Raw genomic sequence first — 13,946 nt, 5'->3', positions numbered from 1 at the left:
TTACTTCATAAGCGCGCGTGATGACGACAAATCGTTGTGTTTACATGGGCGTAGGCGGTGACGCAGGCAACCTTCGAGTCGTCTACATTGGCTTGTCCACACGACCCAATACTCGCTTCGCCAACCATCATGCGCTAACCAATCCGATTATAAAGCAATTCTTCATTGGGGAAATTACTACTTCAGGTCTTGCAGGGCGTCGGCGCAAGAAGGTTCCCACCGACTTGGATGCTACGGAACACGCACTTATTGCGTATCTCGCCCCTGAATTAAACGTTCGCCGAAAAAATACCCTCCCAGAAGATTGCGTGTCTGTGTTCTCTAGGTTTTTTGGCAAAAATAACTGGGAAAAACCAAAGCCGACTCCATTCTTCTTCCCTCCAATTGTTAGTTTTAACACCTACTCTGGAGAATGGTACCCAGAGCAACAGCCCTTAAAGGCCGCAGTCGCTCCAGCGCCGGGTCTGCCGTGAAAGGTTGAGATACTTTTCCGCTTTGCGTGAAGCAAGACTTGCGCTTGGCAGTCTTTCGACCATAACGCAGCTTCGCTGGAAGACGGCTCTGACTGCCATTCGAGCCATTTCTGATTTCCGGGACCCAATCAGACCTGACCCGCCCCACACCAAACCTTCTTAACAAACCCTTACCCCACCGAACGCCCCCTCAGGCCAGCATGGCCATCGGGTTCTCGAGGTTGTCCTTGATCGCGGCCAGCAGCTCGGCCCCCAAGGCCCCGTCGATGACCCGGTGGTCGACGCTCAGGGTCACGCTCATCACCGTCGCCACGGTGATCTGATCGTCGGCGCCCACGACGGGCTTCTTCACCCCGGCACCTACCGCCAGAATGGCCCCGTGGGGCGGGTTGATGACCGCGTCGAAATTCTCGATCCCCATCATGCCCAGATTGGAAATCGCAAAGCTGCCGCCTTGGTATTCCTCGGGGGCCAACTTGCGGTCGCGGGCGCGGGTGGCGAGGTCTTTCATCTCGGCACTCAGCGCCGAGAGGGTCTTGGTCTCGGCATCCTTCAGGACCGGGGTGAACAGCCCGCCCTCGATGGCGACGGCGACCGCCACGTCCGACGGCGTCAGTTGCAGGATGCGGTCGCCCGCCCAGACGGCATTGGCGGCGGGGACCTGTTGGAGGGCCAGGGCGCAGGCCTTGATGATGAAGTCATTGACCGACAGCTTGACCCCGCGGGCGCTGAGCTGGGCGTTCAGTTGCGACCGGAAATCCAGCAGCTTGTCCAAGTGGATATCCCGGCGCAGGTAGAAATGCGGGATGGTCTGCTTGGCCTCGGTAAGGCGTGCGGCGATGGTCTTGCGCATGCCGTCCAGCGGCACCTCGGTATAGGCGCGGCCCTCGTAGAGCTTGGCGATGGCATCGGCGGAGACCGGCTTGGGGGCAGGGGCAGGAGCGCTGGCCGTGACCGGCGGCGGCGGCGCTTTGGGCGTGGCGGGGGCAGAGCTCCCCTCGACATCCGCCTTGACGATGCGGCCACGCGGACCCGAGCCGGTGATCTGCGACAGGTCGAGGCCCTTTTGCTCGGCGATCCGACGGGCCAGAGGCGAGGCGAAGATGCGTTCACCGTCTCGCGCCACAGGCGCCGCCGGGGCGGGCTGAGCCGGAGGCTCCGGCGCAGCAGTCGGAGCAGGTTTCGCGGCGGAACCGGTGGTCTCCGGCACGGCCTCGCCCTCTTCGACCAGCAAGGCGATGGGGGTGTTGACCTTGACCTCGGACGTGCCCTCGGGGATCAGGATGCGGCCCACCACGCCCTCATCCACCGCCTCGAATTCCATCGTCGCCTTGTCGGTTTCGATCTCGGCGAGGATGTCGCCGGACTGGACGGTGTCGCCCTCCTTGACCAGCCATTTGGCCAGCGTTCCTTCCTCCATCGTGGGGCTGAGGGCGGGCATCAGGATTTCCGTGGCCATGGTTCAGCCCTCCGTCACCAGTTGCAACCCGTCGAAGGGCGCGGGCGGGCTTTCGCCCTTGATCAGCTTGGTCATGGCGACTTCCAGTTCGGATTTCTGCGCGGCGGCCCATTCGGCGGCGCCCTCCTCCGTCACGTTGGACATCTCGCGTTCCAGCAGCGACATGGGGGCCAGCGCGGTTTCCGGGCCCAGCCCGATATGCAGCCCGTGGGTCGTCAGGCCAAGGATTTCGATCTCGTCTGCCATGGGGCGCTCCTCAGCGGTAGGTGACTTTTTTCACGGCGGCGATCACGTCGTCGGGCGTGACCAGCGCGTGGCGTTCGAGGTTGGCGGCATAGGGCATGGGCACGTCCTTGCCGGTGACGTTGATCACCGGGGCGTCGAGCCAGTCAAAGGCCTGCTCCATCAGCACCGCCGTGATGTGGTTGCCGATCGAGGCGACGGGGAAGCCCTCCTCAACCGTCACGCAGCGGTTGGTTTTCTGCACCGACGCGATGACCGTGGCGGTGTCCATCGGGCGGAGCGTGCGCAGGTCGATGACCTCGGCGCTGATCCCTTCGGCGGCCAGCTTTTCGGCGGCGGCCAAAGTGTGGCTCATGCCGATGCCGAAGGAGACGAGGGTGACATCCGTGCCCTCCTGCCAGATGCGGGCCTTGCCGAAGGGGACGGTGAAATCGTCCATGACCGGCACGTCGAAGCTGCGGCCATACAGAATTTCATTCTCAAGGAAGATCACCGGGTTGGGGTCGCGGATCGCGGATTTCAGCAGGCCCTTGGCGTCGGAGGCACTGTACGGCATGCAGACCTTCAGCCCGGGAATGTGGCTGTACCATGCGGCGTAGTCCTGGCTGTGCTGCGCGCCCACGCGGGCGGCGGCGCCGTTGGGGCCACGGAAGACGATGGGGCAGCCCATCTGCCCGCCAGACATATAGAGCGTCTTGGCGGCGGAGTTGATGATCTGGTCGATGGCCTGCATGGCAAAGTTGAAGGTCATGAATTCGACGATGGGCTTGAGGCCGCCAAAGGCCGCCCCCACGGCGATCCCGGCAAAGCCGTGCTCGGTGATGGGCGTGTCGATCACGCGTTTGGAGCCGAATTCGTCCAGCAGGCCTTGGGAAATCTTGTAGGCGCCTTGGTACTCGGCGACCTCCTCACCCATCAGGAAGACGTCGCCGTCGCCGCGCATTTCCTCGGCCATGGCATCGCGCAGGGCCTCGCGGACGGTCTGGGATTTGACCTTGGTGCCCTCGGGCCAGTCCGGTTCGGGTTTCGCAGGGGTTTCGTCGCGAAACGGTTGCGTAGATCGCGTTTCTGCGCGCGCAGGGGTTGTATTTTCTTCAGGTTTTTCAGCAGGGACCGGAGCAGGCGCACCCGCGTCCCGGACTTGATCCGGGACCTCCTCGCCAGCTTCGACCAGAACGGCGATGGGGGTGTTCACCTTCACATCCGCCGTGCCCTCGGGGATCAGGATCTTGCCCATGATGCCCTCGTCCACAGCCTCGAACTCCATCGTGGCCTTGTCGGTCTCGATCTCGGCGATGATGTCGCCCGAGGACACGGTGTCGCCCTCTTTGACCAGCCATTTGGCGAGCGTGCCTTCCTCCATCGTCGGAGACAAAGCGGGCATGAGAATTTCCGTGGCCATTATTGCGCCCCCTCTGCGATCTGGGACAGGAAGCCCACGATATTCCCCTCGCCATCCTCGACATAGGCGAAACGGCCAATGCCGGGCATGGTTTCGGGCGGCATCGCCTCGGCCCCGCCATTGGCCAGCGCCCAGGCATAGCGTTCGTCGCAATCGTCCACGTCAAAGGTCAGGGTGCCGCCGCGTATGGGCGAGCCGGGAGGTGCGGATGGCCCCATGCGCAGCATCATGCCGCCCGTCAGACCGCCATTTGGGTCATCGGGCGCGACGAATCCGGGGCCGGTGATGATCTGGTACTGCATTTCCTCGCCCATGGGGGCGGGGGTGATCGTCCAGCCGAAGAGGCCGGAATAGAAAGCCTTGGCGCGGGGGACGTCGTTCACATGGATTTCGAAATGCGGCATCACTCGGCCCCTTCTTTGATCGGCTCGGCATAGATATCCGTCCAAAGCTCATCCAAGCTGGGTTCCGGGCTTTCGCGCGCAAAGTCGGCGCTGTCCGAGACGATGGCCTTGATCTCCTTGTCGATGGTCTTCAGGTCATCCTCGGTGGCGTGTTTGCCAGTCAGCAGCAGGTCGCGCACATGGTCGATGGGATCGCGTTCCTCGCGCATCTTCTGCACCTCTTCGCGGGTGCGGTATTTCGCCGGATCGGACATGGAGTGGCCGCGATAGCGGTAGGTCTTGACCTCAAGGATGTAGGGGCCCTTGCCCGCGCGGCAGTGTTTCACCGCCTTTTCACCGGCGGTTTTCACCGCCAGCACATCCATGCCGTCGACGATCTCGCCGGGGATGCCAAAGGCCGCGCCCCGGGTGTATAGGTCAGGGGTGGAGGTCGAGCGCGCCTGCGCGGTGCCCATGGCGTACTGGTTGTTTTCAATGACAAAAACCACCGGAAGCTGCCAGAGCGCGGCCATGTTGAAGGTCTCGTAGACCTGTCCTTGGTTCGCCGCGCCATCGCCGAAATAGGTGAAGGTGACGTTGTCATTGCCACGATACTTGTCGGAGAAGGCGAGGCCTGCGCCCAGCGGCACCTGCGCGCCGACGATGCCATGCCCGCCGTAGAAATGTTTCTCGCGGCTGAACATGTGCATGGAGCCGCCCTTGCCCTTGGAATAGCCGCCCTCGCGGCCCGTCAGCTCGGCCATGACGCCTTTCGGGTCCATGCCGCAGGCCAGCATGTGGCCATGGTCGCGATAGGAGGTGATGCGCTTGTCGCCCTCCTTGGTGGCGGCCTCAAGGCCGACGACGACGGCCTCTTGCCCGATATACAGGTGACAAAACCCGCCGATCAGCCCCATGCCGTAAAGCTGGCCTGCCTTTTCCTCGAACCGGCGGATCAAGAGCATGTCGCGGTAATAGGCCGTAAGGTCCTCGGCGGATATGTTCGCCGGGCCGGGGGTCTTGGCCGCGACAGTATCCTGAGCCGCTGCTTTGCGCGGGGCCATGGGCGCTCCTCCCTGAAAGTTTAGTGTTAAACTTCTTTTGGGGAAGCGTAGCAAGGCCGCTTGCGCGCGTAAAGAGTGCGCAAGATTGTTTCGCCGTGAATTGTCGCGATGGCCTAGTTGACGACGATCTCGTCGGTGCGGATCAGGCCCAGCACGTCGCGCACCTGCTGGTCGAGCAGGTCGGTGTCGAGGAATTCGTTGCTGAGGCGCGTGGTGAGGTTCTCCATCCGCCCGACCTCGGCGCGCAGCGTGTCAAGCTCGGCGGTCAGCTTGCGGCTTTCGACCATGATCTCGGCGCGGCGGAACAGGCCGAAATCGCCCTGCACGGCGGCAAAGGTGAAATAGGCCGTGAGGCTGAGCGTCACGGTGAAGAAGATCAGGGCCCCGAAGGACGGGCGCGCGGAGCGGTTGGTCATGCCGATATGCCTCATGCATCTCTTGGGTGGATGCGTTGGGAGAGTGTGCCCGACCGGCCCGGCCCGGAAAAGGGGGGCTTTGGTTAACGCGGCGGTTGCGGGGCCAAGCGTTGCATTCCTGCCGCGCGGGGCGCGCGTGATGCTTCTGGTGCTTTAACGAATCCGCGCTTAGGTTGCGCGCATGATGCGCTATCTGGTCCTGATCTGCCTGTGTTTCGTTGCCTCCTGCGCCCCGCGCGGGGCGTTTGTCATGGCCTCGGGGGATGCGGGCACGGTGCAGGCCGTGTTCGTCGCGACGAACCGTTATGCGCCGGACGGCGCGGGACAGGCCGGGCTGGGGGTGACGCGCGATGCGCGGCTGCGCTTCGGGCGGGTCGATATCTCGATCCCGCCGGGGCACAAGATGGGCCGGATCGAATGGCCGGGGCAGGGCGCGCCGGACCCCGCGCGGCATTTCGTGGCGGTGGGCGAGGCGGAGTATGGCTCCGAGGTGGCGCTGCTGGAGGCGTTCGGCCCGGCGCCAGAGGTGGTGCTGTTCGTGCATGGCTACAACGTCAACCATGCCGAGGCGGTCTACCGGCTGGCGCAGATCGCGCATGACTTCGACGCGGACCTGCCGGTGATCGCCTATAGCTGGCCCTCGGCGGGGAATCCGCGCGGTTATGTGCATGACCGCGACAGCGTGATCTTCTCACGCGACGGGCTGGAGCGGCTGCTGGAGGCGCTGACCGGGGACGGGCGGCGGGTGCTGCTGGTGGGGCATTCCATGGGCAGCCAGCTGGTGATGGAGGTGCTGCGGCAGCTGTCGATTTCCGGCCGGGGCGCGGTGCTGGACGGCTTGTCGGGCGTGGCGCTGATCAGCCCGGATATCGACAACGAGGTGTTCGTTCAGCAGGCGCGGCGAATCCGCCCCTTCCCCGAGCCGTTCATGCTGGTGACCTCGGCGCGGGACCGGATTCTGGGCCTGTCGGCGTGGCTGTCGGTTTCGCCGGTACGTCTTGGGGCAATCCGTGACACGGAAGGGCTGGGCGGGCTGCCCGTGTCGATCGTCGACCTGTCCGAGATCGAGGGGGGCGATGCCGGTGGCCACAGCACCGCCTTCACCGCGCCCGCCGCGATCCGGTTGTTGCAGGGGCTTGGAGGCTGAGCGGTGGCAAGGCTGTTCGAACAGCCTTGGACCACGCAAATTCGAATTTGCGTATGAAGCGCCTTCGAAGGCGCTTGATCCAAGGCGCTTCGAAGCGCCTTGCACGCGCGTTTACCCGAGGGCTGCGACGCCGGGCAGGGTCTTGCCCTCCATCCATTCGAGGAAGGCCCCCCCGGCGGTGGAGATATAGGTGAAATCGGTGGCCGCGCCGGACTTGTTCAGCGCCGCCACCGTGTCGCCGCCCCCGGCGACCGAGACCAGCTTGCCCGCCTCGCTCTGTTCGGCAGCAAACAGCGCCGCCGCGTTCGTCGCCGTGTCGAAGGGCGCGATCTCGAACGCGCCCAAGGGGCCGTTCCAGATCAGTGTCTTCGCCTCGGCAATCGCCGCCTTGACCGCCTCGACCGCCTCGGGACCCGCATCGAGGATCATCGCATCCTCGGGGCAGGCATGGGCGGCGACGGTTTCATGCGCGGCACCTTCCTTGAATTCGCGGGCGACGACGACGTCCTCGGGCAGCAGGATCTTGCATCCTGCCGCTTCGGCCTTGGACAGGATCTCGCGCGCGGTCTGCGCCATTTCGTGCTCGCAGAGCGACGCACCAACAGCGTGGCCTTGCGCGGCGAGGAAGGTGTTGGCCATGCCGCCGCCAATCACCAGCATGTCGACCTTTTCCACGAGGTTGCCCAGCAGGTCGAGCTTGGTCGAGACCTTGGCCCCGCCGACCACCGCCAGCACGGGCCGGTCGGGCGAGCCAAGCGCGCCTTCCAGCGCCGAAAGCTCCGCCTGCATCAGACGGCCCGCGCAGGCGGGCAGCAGATGCGCCAGACCTTCGGTCGAGGCATGCGCCCGGTGGGCGGCGGAAAACGCGTCGTTGCAATAGACATCGCCAAGCGCGGCCATGGCCTGCGCCAGTTCGGGGGCGTTCTTTTCCTCGCCCGGATGAAAGCGGGTGTTTTCCAGCAGCGCCACCTGACCGTCCTGAAGGCTGTCGACGACAGCCGCCGCCGCCGGGCCCACGCAATCGGCGGCAAAGATCACCTGCACGCCCAGCACAGATTCCAGCGCCGGGATCAGCACCTGCAGGCTCATGTCGTCGCGGCGTTCGCCCTTGGGGCGGCCGAAATGCGCCAGCAGCACCGGCTTGCCGCCGCGATCGAGGATGTCCTGCACGGTGGCAGCGATGCGTTCGATGCGGGTGGTGTCGGTCACCTCGCCGTCCTTGACCGGCACGTTGATGTCGACGCGCGTCAGCACGCGCTTGCCGTCAAGATCCATCTCGTCGAGGGTTTTCCAGGCCATGGTCTCACTCCGATCCAATTTGCCTTTCACTGCCTTGTCCGGCGGCAGAGGTCAACGCTGACTTGGCATCGCGCGCGCGGCAGGCTACATCGGCAACAATGTTTTGACAGTGGAGAGACCCATGGCCGAGATCAAGGATCCGGAAAACACCATCCTGATGGAACTCAAGGACGGCACCGTCATCATCGAGCTTTTGCCCGATGTGGCGCCCAAACATGCGGAACGCATGAAGGAGCTGGCGCGCGCGGGCAAGTATGACGGCGTGGTGTTTCACCGCGTGATCGACGGGTTCATGGCGCAGTCGGGCGATGTCGAGCATGGCAACGCGGACAGCGACAGCTTCAACATCCGTCGCGCGGGCACGGGCGGCTCGGACCTGCCGGATCTGCCGGCGGAGTTCTCCAAGCTGCCGCATGACCGGGGCACGCTGGGCGCGGCGCGCTCGCAGAACCCGAATTCGGCGAATTCGCAGTTCTTCATCAATTTCAAGGACAACCATTTCCTGAACGGGCAATACACGGTCTATGGCCGGGTGATTTCCGGCATGGAGCACGTGGATGCCATCACCCGGGGCGAGCCTGCGCCGAACCCGGACAAGATGATCTCGGTCAAGGTGGCCGCCGATGCATAAGCTGGCAGTGGCGTTCACGCTTCTGGCCGCGCCGGCCTTTGCCACGGGGATCGACATCACCGTGGCGGGCCCTGACGGCGAGAAGGGCGTGGTGAAGATCGACCTGCTCGAAGACGTGGCCCCCGGCCATGTCGCGCAGATCACCGCGCTGGCGGAAAGCGGTGCCTATGATGGCGTCGTCTTTCACCGGGTGATCGACGGGTTCATGGCGCAGACCGGCGATGTGCAGTTCGGCCAGATGGGCGGCGACGGTTTCTCGATGCAGATGGCGGGGATGGGTGGCTCGGAGCGGCCCGACCTGAAGGCGGAATTCTCGGATGTGCCCTTTGACCGGGGGGTCGTGGGCATGGCGCGGTCGCAGGACCCGGATTCGGGCAATTCGCAATTCTTCATCATGTTTGCCGAAGGCCATTTCCTGAACGGGCAATACACGGTCGTGGGCCGCGTGACCGAAGGCATGGATGTGGTCGACGCGATCAAGCGCGGCGAGGGCCGCAACGGCGCGGTTCTGGGCGAACCGGATCGGATGGAGACGGTCACCGTGACCGAGTGATCGGGGTGGGGTGATCCAGCGGTGACGCTTTCGCGTCGCAGGCTGCTTCGGCCCCCTCCCTGTCCCTCCCCCGTTTCACCGGGGGAGGGGACCGCGTGGCGGGCCGACCCAGAATAACGGATTTGTCGCTGGTTCGAGAGCGGCGTTTGGCGCAGAATGCATCCGGGGAGGATGTGTCATGCGCTTTTTCTTTGTCTGTCTTATGGTCTGGGCCTCCGCGGCGGCGGCAGACCCGGCGTTCTGGAAGCACGAATGGCCGGAGACCGATTTCGAGACGACTTCGGTGGACAACTGGGTCGAGATCATTTCTGGCGGGCCGCCGAAGGATGGCATTCCGGCGCTGAGCGATCCGTCTTTTGTTGCGGTGGATGCGGTGACCGGGATCGCGGGCAATGAGCCGGTGATTGCCGTCGAGATCGACGGAGAGGTGCCGCGCGCCTATCCGATCCGCTACCTGACATGGCATGAAATCGTGAACGATGTGGTGGGCGGTGTGCCGGTGGCGGTGACGTTCTGCCCACTGTGCAATTCGGCGCTGACCTTTGACCGGCGGGTGGACGGGCAGGTGCTGAGTTTTGGCGTGTCGGGCAAGCTGCGCCATTCCGACATGATCATGTATGACCGCGAGACGCAAAGCTGGTGGCAGCAGGCCATCGGCGAGGGGATCGTCGGCGAGATGACCGGGGTCGAGTTGGCGCAGGTCCCGAGTTGGATGGAGGGGTTCGATGTGTTCCGTGCCCGCAACCCAGATGGGCTGGTCATGGCGGAACCATCGTGGAACCGGCCGTATGGGCAGAACCCGTATCGTCAGTATGACTCGTCGCATCGGCCCTTCCTGTATAGCGGCGAGATGCCGCCGCACGGGATCGCGCCTTTGGCGCGGGTGGTGCGGGTGGGCGACCGGGCGTGGCCCTTGGAGCGGCTGCGCAAGGCGGGCCGGATCGCGGAGGCGGGCGTGGTGCTGGATTGGAGTGCGGGGCAGGCCTCGGCGCTGGATGCGGCGGTGATTGCTGACGGGCGCGATGTGGGCAATGTGCGGGTCTATGCGCAGGGGGAGCCCGTGGCGCATGACCTGATGTTCGCCTTTGCCTTTCACGCGTTCTGGCCCGACGGGGCTTGGATGCTGGAGTGAGGCTTTGGACCTTCGCCTTTGGGCGAAGGTGCGAGAGGCGCTGCCTCTCGCGCTCTCCGGGATATTTGGGGCCCAAAGAAAGGGGGATTTGGGCCGATCCGGTCGGGGTCTAGGCCGCAAGCGCCCGTGGCAGGCGGCGGGCGAAGGGCGCCAGCGCCCCTTGATGCAGCCATGTGCCGCCCAGCCGATGCGCAACCGCGCCGGTGCCCAGCTTGAAATGCGCAAGGCCCGGCGCGTCCTGCTGGTTGATCGTGCCGAGGTCGAGCACCGTGTGGCCTTGATCGGCGAGCCAACCCATCGCCTCCCACAACAGCCGGTTCATGGCGTTCAAACGGCGGCCTTCCTCGTTCGAATGACCGATCTGCCACGTGGCCATCGGGCCGTGGCGCAGCATCAATGCGGCGGCCACTGGGCGGCCCTTGTTGCGGGCCTCGAACAGGACGGCCTGACCGGGGTTGGCGCTGGCGAAGGCGAGGCAGACCGCCGGGGGCAGACCGCGATAGCGCCGGGTGCGCATCTGGGTCTTCTCGGCCTCGAACAGCCAGTGGTTGGAGGTCACGCCGTGGCGCGTGACCCGCAGCCCGGCATTTTCCGCGCGGACCAGACGGTTGCGCCATTTCGGCTGCAGCGCCGCGCGCAGGGTCGCGCGATCCGCCAGCGGCAGCAGGGCCAGCGTGGCGGGCGTGATGAGCGGCCAGAACCCGGCATCGCGCAGGGCTTCGGTGGCGATGCCGTCGGCATTCAGCAGCAGCGGGCGGTTGTCATGCCAGCGCAGCCAGCCCGACAGCCAGTCGTCGAGATCGGCAGGGCTGCGCGCCACCGGCCCGCGCGAGATCAGGTCGACACGGCCAAGGAGCGGCAGCCTGCGCGACTGCACCTGCCACCAGACATGCGCCTGCCCGCCGCTTTCGCGTTTGCACTGGCGGATCGGCAGCCCGAGCAGGTCGCAGGTGCGTGCGAATTCGGGCGATTGGGGCAGGGGCAGAACCAGGGATTCATCCATGGCCGGAGTTAACCACCTGGAAAGTTTCCATGTGGTTAACTTGACCGCATGAGACACGATTCCCTGCGCCGTGCTGCGCCCCGCCCCAAAATGATTGCCGCCGCGCGGCCGCGTCCGACCGCAGCGGCGGCCTTGCTGCTGGCCAGCGTGCTGTCGCTGCCATTTCTGGCGCTGGCGGTGGTGCAACTGGCGCTTTAGTCGGCCAGTTTGACCAGCGCGTGACGCTTCTTGCCCGCCGACAGCTTGACCGGCTGTGCCAGCGCATCGGCGTCCAGCACGAGCCCGGCATTGGTCAGCGGCGCGTCGTCCAGACGTGCGCCATCCTCGGCGATCAGGCGTTTCGCGTCCTTGCCGGATTTCGCCAGACCCGAGCGCACCAGCGCCTGCACGATGGACAGCCCGTCGCCCAGTTCCGCGCGGGTGAGTTCCAGCGTCGGCAGGTCGTCGCCCACGCCGCCCTTTTCGAACACTTCGCGCGCGGTCTGTTCCGCCGTCGCCGCCGCCTCGGCGCCGTGGCACAGCGTCGTGACCTCGTTGGCGAGGATGATCTTGGCCTGATTGATCTCGGACCCTTCCAGCGCGCCAAGACGCTCGCATTCCTCCAAAGGCAGCTCGGTATAGAGCTTGAGGAAGCGCCCCACATCCGCGTCGGTCGTGTTGCGCCAGAACTGCCAGAACTCGTAAGGTGACAGCATGTCGGCGTTCAGCCACATGGCGCCGCCTTGGCTCTTGCCCATCTTCTTGCCGTCCGAGGTGGTCAGCAGCGGCGAGGTCAGGCCAAAGATCTCATGATCCAGCACGCGGCGCGTCAGGTCGATGCCGTTGACGATATTGCCCCATTGGTCGCTGCCGCCGAACTGCACGAGGCAGCCATAACGGCGGTTCAGCTCAAGGAAATCATAGGCTTGCAGGATCATGTAGTTGAATTCGAGGAAGCTGAGCGACTGTTCCCGGTCGAGCCGGGACTTGACGGATTCGAATGAAAGCATCCGGTTGACGGAGAAATGCCGCCCGATGTCGCGCAGGAATTCGAGGTAGTTCAGCCCGTCGAGCCATTCGGCGTTGTTGAGCATCAGGGCGGCGGGACTGAGTTTTTGGGGATCGATTCTGTAGTTCGGATTGCCGGCTACGCTACCTGCCCAAAACCGCTCTTCTTCGGAGGAAGCAAAATCCAGATATTTGGCAAAAACTTGTTTTATCCCCGCGATATTGGAATCGATCTGGTCGGGCGTCAGCAGCGGGCGTTCGTCGGAGCGAAAGCTGGGATCGCCCACCTTGGTCGTGCCGCCGCCCATAAGAACGATCGGTTTGTGGCCGGTCTTTTGCAGCCAGCGCAGCATCATGATCTGGATGAGGGAGCCCACATGCAGCGACTTGGCCGTCGCGTCGAAGCCGATATAGCCGGGAACCACGCCGTTGTTCAGCGCGTCGTCGAGCGCCTGATAATCGGTGCAATCGGCGAGAAAGCCGCGCTCCATCATGACACGCATGAAGTCCGATTTGGGATGGTAGGTCATGGTCCGCCTCATTTATACAACGCGCGAAGCTATAAGTGGGGCAGGCGGCATGGGCAAGGTGTCAGGGCCGATTTGGGTTTTGGGCGCGATGTCGGGCACATCGCTGGACGGTGTGGACGCGGCGATGGTGCTGACGGACGGGGTTCAGGTGCTGGAATTCGGGCCGTCGGCCTACCGGGCGTATTCGCCGGAGGAGCGCGCGGTGCTGCGCGCGGCGCTGGGGCGCTGGCAAGGGGACGATGTGGCCGAGGCGCTGGAGGTGATCCAGCGGGCGCATATCGAGGTGCTGTCGGGTTTCGACCGGGCCGAGTTGGTGGGGTTCCACGGTCAGACGCTGGCGCATGAGCCGCGCGGGCGCGGCACGCATCAATTGGGCGATGGCGATGCGCTCGCCGAGGCGTTGGGGCTGCCGGTGGTCTGGGATTTCCGGTCGATGGATGTGGAACTGGGCGGCGAGGGGGCGCCCTTGGCGCCCTTCTACCACTGGGCCTGTGCGCGGTGGATCGGGGCGGAACGGCCCTTGGCCTTTCTCAACCTCGGCGGTGTGGGCAACCTGACTTGGGTCGATCCGCGCAGCGCCAAGCCAGAGGCGCCGGGGGCGCTCTTGGCGTTTGACACGGGGCCGGCCAATGCACCGATCAACGATCTGGTGGCGCAGCGGCTGGGGCTGGACTGCGATCGCGACGGCGCGCTGGCCCGCAAGGGCCGAGTCGAGGAAGGCGCGTTGGAGCTGTTTCTGGACGAAGGCTATTTCCGCAAGATCCCGCCCAAGTCGCTGGACCGGGACGATTTTTCCCTGATGCTGGATCTGGTGCGGGAACTGTCCGACGCGGATGCGGCGGCGACCATGACGGGCATGGCGGCGGCGGCGGTGATGCAGGGGATGGAGCATTGCCCCTCCCCGCCGGAGCGGTTGCTGGTGACGGGGGGCGGACGGCACAACCCGGTGATGATGCAGATGCTGGCGGCGGGTCTGGATTGCCCGGTGGAGCCGGTCGAGGCCGCGGGTCTCGATGGCGACATGCTGGAGGCGCAGGCCTTTGCCTTCCTCGCGGCGCGCGTGGCGCGGGGTTTGCCGACCTCCTGCAAGACCACGACCGGTGTGGCAGCGGCCATCGGCGGGGGGAGGATCAGCCGTCCGGTCTAGGCAGCAAGGCGCTTCGAAGCGCCTTGGATCAACGCCATTCGAATGGCGTTGGAAGCGTGTTGCAACACGCTTGGTCC

General features: G+C 64.9%; 16 protein-coding genes. 7 read left to right on the top strand and 9 right to left on the bottom strand.

The window, feature by feature from the left end:
- The first annotated feature begins 20 nt into the window (after window positions 1–20).
- Window positions 21–473 (top strand): hypothetical protein, encoded by a 453-nt coding sequence (locus D8Z78_RS00715; RefSeq protein WP_128910548.1) that lies wholly within the window; start codon window positions 21–23, stop codon window positions 471–473.
- Window positions 474–663: 190 nt separating this feature from the next.
- Here the strand turns inward: D8Z78_RS00715 and D8Z78_RS00710 are convergent, their stop codons facing one another.
- The 6 genes from D8Z78_RS00710 to D8Z78_RS00685 form a co-directional block, all read right to left on the bottom strand.
- A complete protein-coding gene (locus tag D8Z78_RS00710; RefSeq protein ID WP_121629972.1) occupies window positions 664–1,932 on the bottom strand; it encodes a pyruvate dehydrogenase complex dihydrolipoamide acetyltransferase in 1,269 nt (422 codons plus the stop codon).
- A 3-nt stretch (window positions 1,933–1,935) separates the two neighbouring features.
- Entirely contained in the window at window positions 1,936–2,178 is a 243-nt protein-coding gene (locus D8Z78_RS00705) for a hypothetical protein (protein WP_121629973.1), read from the bottom strand.
- A 10-nt stretch (window positions 2,179–2,188) separates the two neighbouring features.
- The gene (locus D8Z78_RS00700; RefSeq protein ID WP_121629974.1) at window positions 2,189–3,577 is read right to left on the bottom strand and encodes a pyruvate dehydrogenase complex E1 component subunit beta; all 1,389 of its coding nucleotides are present in this window, start codon (window positions 3,575–3,577) and stop codon (window positions 2,189–2,191) included.
- Window positions 3,577–3,981, bottom strand: coding sequence for a VOC family protein (locus D8Z78_RS00695; protein WP_121629975.1), 405 nt, complete (start codon window positions 3,979–3,981; stop codon window positions 3,577–3,579). Before D8Z78_RS00695 ends, D8Z78_RS00700 begins: the two co-directional genes overlap by 1 nt.
- On the bottom strand, window positions 3,981–5,024 hold the full coding sequence (pdhA, locus tag D8Z78_RS00690) for a pyruvate dehydrogenase (acetyl-transferring) E1 component subunit alpha (RefSeq protein ID WP_121629976.1): 1,044 nt from the start codon (window positions 5,022–5,024) through the stop codon (window positions 3,981–3,983). Before pdhA ends, D8Z78_RS00695 begins: the two co-directional genes overlap by 1 nt.
- Before the next feature lie 113 nt (window positions 5,025–5,137).
- Window positions 5,138–5,440 (bottom strand): FtsB family cell division protein, encoded by a 303-nt coding sequence (locus D8Z78_RS00685; protein ID WP_121630114.1) that lies wholly within the window; start codon window positions 5,438–5,440, stop codon window positions 5,138–5,140.
- Window positions 5,441–5,621: 181 nt separating this feature from the next.
- On the opposite strand from D8Z78_RS00685, the gene D8Z78_RS00680 reads away from it, so the two are divergent.
- A complete protein-coding gene (locus D8Z78_RS00680; protein ID WP_121629977.1) occupies window positions 5,622–6,587 on the top strand; it encodes an alpha/beta hydrolase in 966 nt (321 codons plus the stop codon).
- Window positions 6,588–6,698: 111 nt separating this feature from the next.
- Here the strand turns inward: D8Z78_RS00680 and D8Z78_RS00675 are convergent, their stop codons facing one another.
- Window positions 6,699–7,886, bottom strand: a complete 1,188-nt coding sequence (locus tag D8Z78_RS00675; RefSeq protein WP_121629978.1) for a phosphoglycerate kinase — start codon at window positions 7,884–7,886, stop codon at window positions 6,699–6,701.
- Between the two features lie 121 nt (window positions 7,887–8,007).
- Here D8Z78_RS00675 and D8Z78_RS00670 point away from each other — a divergent pair, with 121 nt between their 5' ends.
- The 3 genes from D8Z78_RS00670 (at window position 8,008) to D8Z78_RS00660 (ending at window position 10,202) form a co-directional block, all read left to right on the top strand.
- Entirely contained in the window at window positions 8,008–8,517 is a 510-nt protein-coding gene (locus tag D8Z78_RS00670) for a peptidylprolyl isomerase (RefSeq protein ID WP_121629979.1), read from the top strand.
- Window positions 8,510–9,070 (top strand): peptidylprolyl isomerase, encoded by a 561-nt coding sequence (locus tag D8Z78_RS00665; RefSeq protein ID WP_121629980.1) that lies wholly within the window; start codon window positions 8,510–8,512, stop codon window positions 9,068–9,070. Before D8Z78_RS00670 ends, D8Z78_RS00665 begins: the two co-directional genes overlap by 8 nt.
- A 178-nt stretch (window positions 9,071–9,248) precedes the next feature.
- Complete coding sequence (locus D8Z78_RS00660; protein WP_121629981.1) at window positions 9,249–10,202, top strand: DUF3179 domain-containing protein; 954 nt, start codon at window positions 9,249–9,251, stop codon at window positions 10,200–10,202.
- Window positions 10,203–10,311: 109 nt separating this feature from the next.
- On the opposite strand, the gene D8Z78_RS00655 is transcribed toward D8Z78_RS00660, so the two are convergent.
- Window positions 10,312–11,205: a GNAT family N-acetyltransferase gene (locus D8Z78_RS00655; protein WP_121629982.1), complete on the bottom strand. Its 894-nt coding sequence runs from the start codon at window positions 11,203–11,205 to the stop codon at window positions 10,312–10,314.
- Between the two features lie 48 nt (window positions 11,206–11,253).
- Here D8Z78_RS00655 and D8Z78_RS24465 point away from each other — a divergent pair, with 48 nt between their 5' ends.
- Window positions 11,254–11,403, top strand: a complete 150-nt coding sequence (locus D8Z78_RS24465) for a hypothetical protein (RefSeq protein WP_164932853.1) — start codon at window positions 11,254–11,256, stop codon at window positions 11,401–11,403.
- Here D8Z78_RS24465 and tyrS read toward each other — a convergent pair.
- The gene (gene tyrS, locus D8Z78_RS00650; protein WP_121629983.1) at window positions 11,400–12,722 is read right to left on the bottom strand and encodes a tyrosine--tRNA ligase; all 1,323 of its coding nucleotides are present in this window, start codon (window positions 12,720–12,722) and stop codon (window positions 11,400–11,402) included. The genes D8Z78_RS24465 and tyrS overlap by 4 nt on opposite strands.
- A gap of 49 nt (window positions 12,723–12,771) precedes the next feature.
- On the opposite strand from tyrS, the gene D8Z78_RS00645 reads away from it, so the two are divergent.
- Complete coding sequence (locus tag D8Z78_RS00645) at window positions 12,772–13,869, top strand: anhydro-N-acetylmuramic acid kinase (RefSeq protein WP_121629984.1); 1,098 nt, start codon at window positions 12,772–12,774, stop codon at window positions 13,867–13,869.
- Window positions 13,870–13,946 lie beyond the last annotated feature (77 nt).

It is taken from the genome of Tropicibacter alexandrii (assembly GCF_003667315.2).
GTDB lineage: Bacteria > Pseudomonadota > Alphaproteobacteria > Rhodobacterales > Rhodobacteraceae > Tropicibacter > Tropicibacter alexandrii.
The sequence above is the reverse complement of the archived record's forward strand: the minus strand, read 5'-3'. Positions and strand labels throughout refer to the sequence as shown.

Excerpts from the sequence above, each read along its gene's own strand:
- D8Z78_RS00715 (WP_128910548.1), top strand. The coding sequence starts at position 21 with ATGACGACAAATCGTTGTGTTTACATGGGCGTAGGCGGTGACGCAGGC.
- D8Z78_RS00710 (WP_121629972.1), bottom strand. The coding sequence starts at position 1,932 with ATGGCCACGGAAATCCTGATGCCCGCCCTCAGCCCCACGATGGAGGAA.
- D8Z78_RS00705 (WP_121629973.1), bottom strand. The coding sequence starts at position 2,178 with ATGGCAGACGAGATCGAAATCCTTGGCCTGACGACCCACGGGCTGCAT.
- D8Z78_RS00700 (WP_121629974.1), bottom strand. The coding sequence starts at position 3,577 with ATGGCCACGGAAATTCTCATGCCCGCTTTGTCTCCGACGATGGAGGAA.
- D8Z78_RS00695 (WP_121629975.1), bottom strand. The coding sequence starts at position 3,981 with ATGCCGCATTTCGAAATCCATGTGAACGACGTCCCCCGCGCCAAGGCT.
- pdhA (WP_121629976.1), bottom strand. The coding sequence starts at position 5,024 with ATGGCCCCGCGCAAAGCAGCGGCTCAGGATACTGTCGCGGCCAAGACC.
- D8Z78_RS00685 (WP_121630114.1), bottom strand. The coding sequence starts at position 5,440 with ATGACCAACCGCTCCGCGCGCCCGTCCTTCGGGGCCCTGATCTTCTTC.
- D8Z78_RS00680 (WP_121629977.1), top strand. The coding sequence starts at position 5,622 with ATGATGCGCTATCTGGTCCTGATCTGCCTGTGTTTCGTTGCCTCCTGC.
- D8Z78_RS00675 (WP_121629978.1), bottom strand. The coding sequence starts at position 7,886 with ATGGCCTGGAAAACCCTCGACGAGATGGATCTTGACGGCAAGCGCGTG.
- D8Z78_RS00670 (WP_121629979.1), top strand. The coding sequence starts at position 8,008 with ATGGCCGAGATCAAGGATCCGGAAAACACCATCCTGATGGAACTCAAG.
- D8Z78_RS00665 (WP_121629980.1), top strand. The coding sequence starts at position 8,510 with ATGCATAAGCTGGCAGTGGCGTTCACGCTTCTGGCCGCGCCGGCCTTT.
- D8Z78_RS00660 (WP_121629981.1), top strand. The coding sequence starts at position 9,249 with ATGCGCTTTTTCTTTGTCTGTCTTATGGTCTGGGCCTCCGCGGCGGCG.
- D8Z78_RS00655 (WP_121629982.1), bottom strand. The coding sequence starts at position 11,205 with ATGGATGAATCCCTGGTTCTGCCCCTGCCCCAATCGCCCGAATTCGCA.
- D8Z78_RS24465 (WP_164932853.1), top strand. The coding sequence starts at position 11,254 with ATGAGACACGATTCCCTGCGCCGTGCTGCGCCCCGCCCCAAAATGATT.
- tyrS (WP_121629983.1), bottom strand. The coding sequence starts at position 12,722 with ATGACCTACCATCCCAAATCGGACTTCATGCGTGTCATGATGGAGCGC.
- D8Z78_RS00645 (WP_121629984.1), top strand. The coding sequence starts at position 12,772 with ATGGGCAAGGTGTCAGGGCCGATTTGGGTTTTGGGCGCGATGTCGGGC.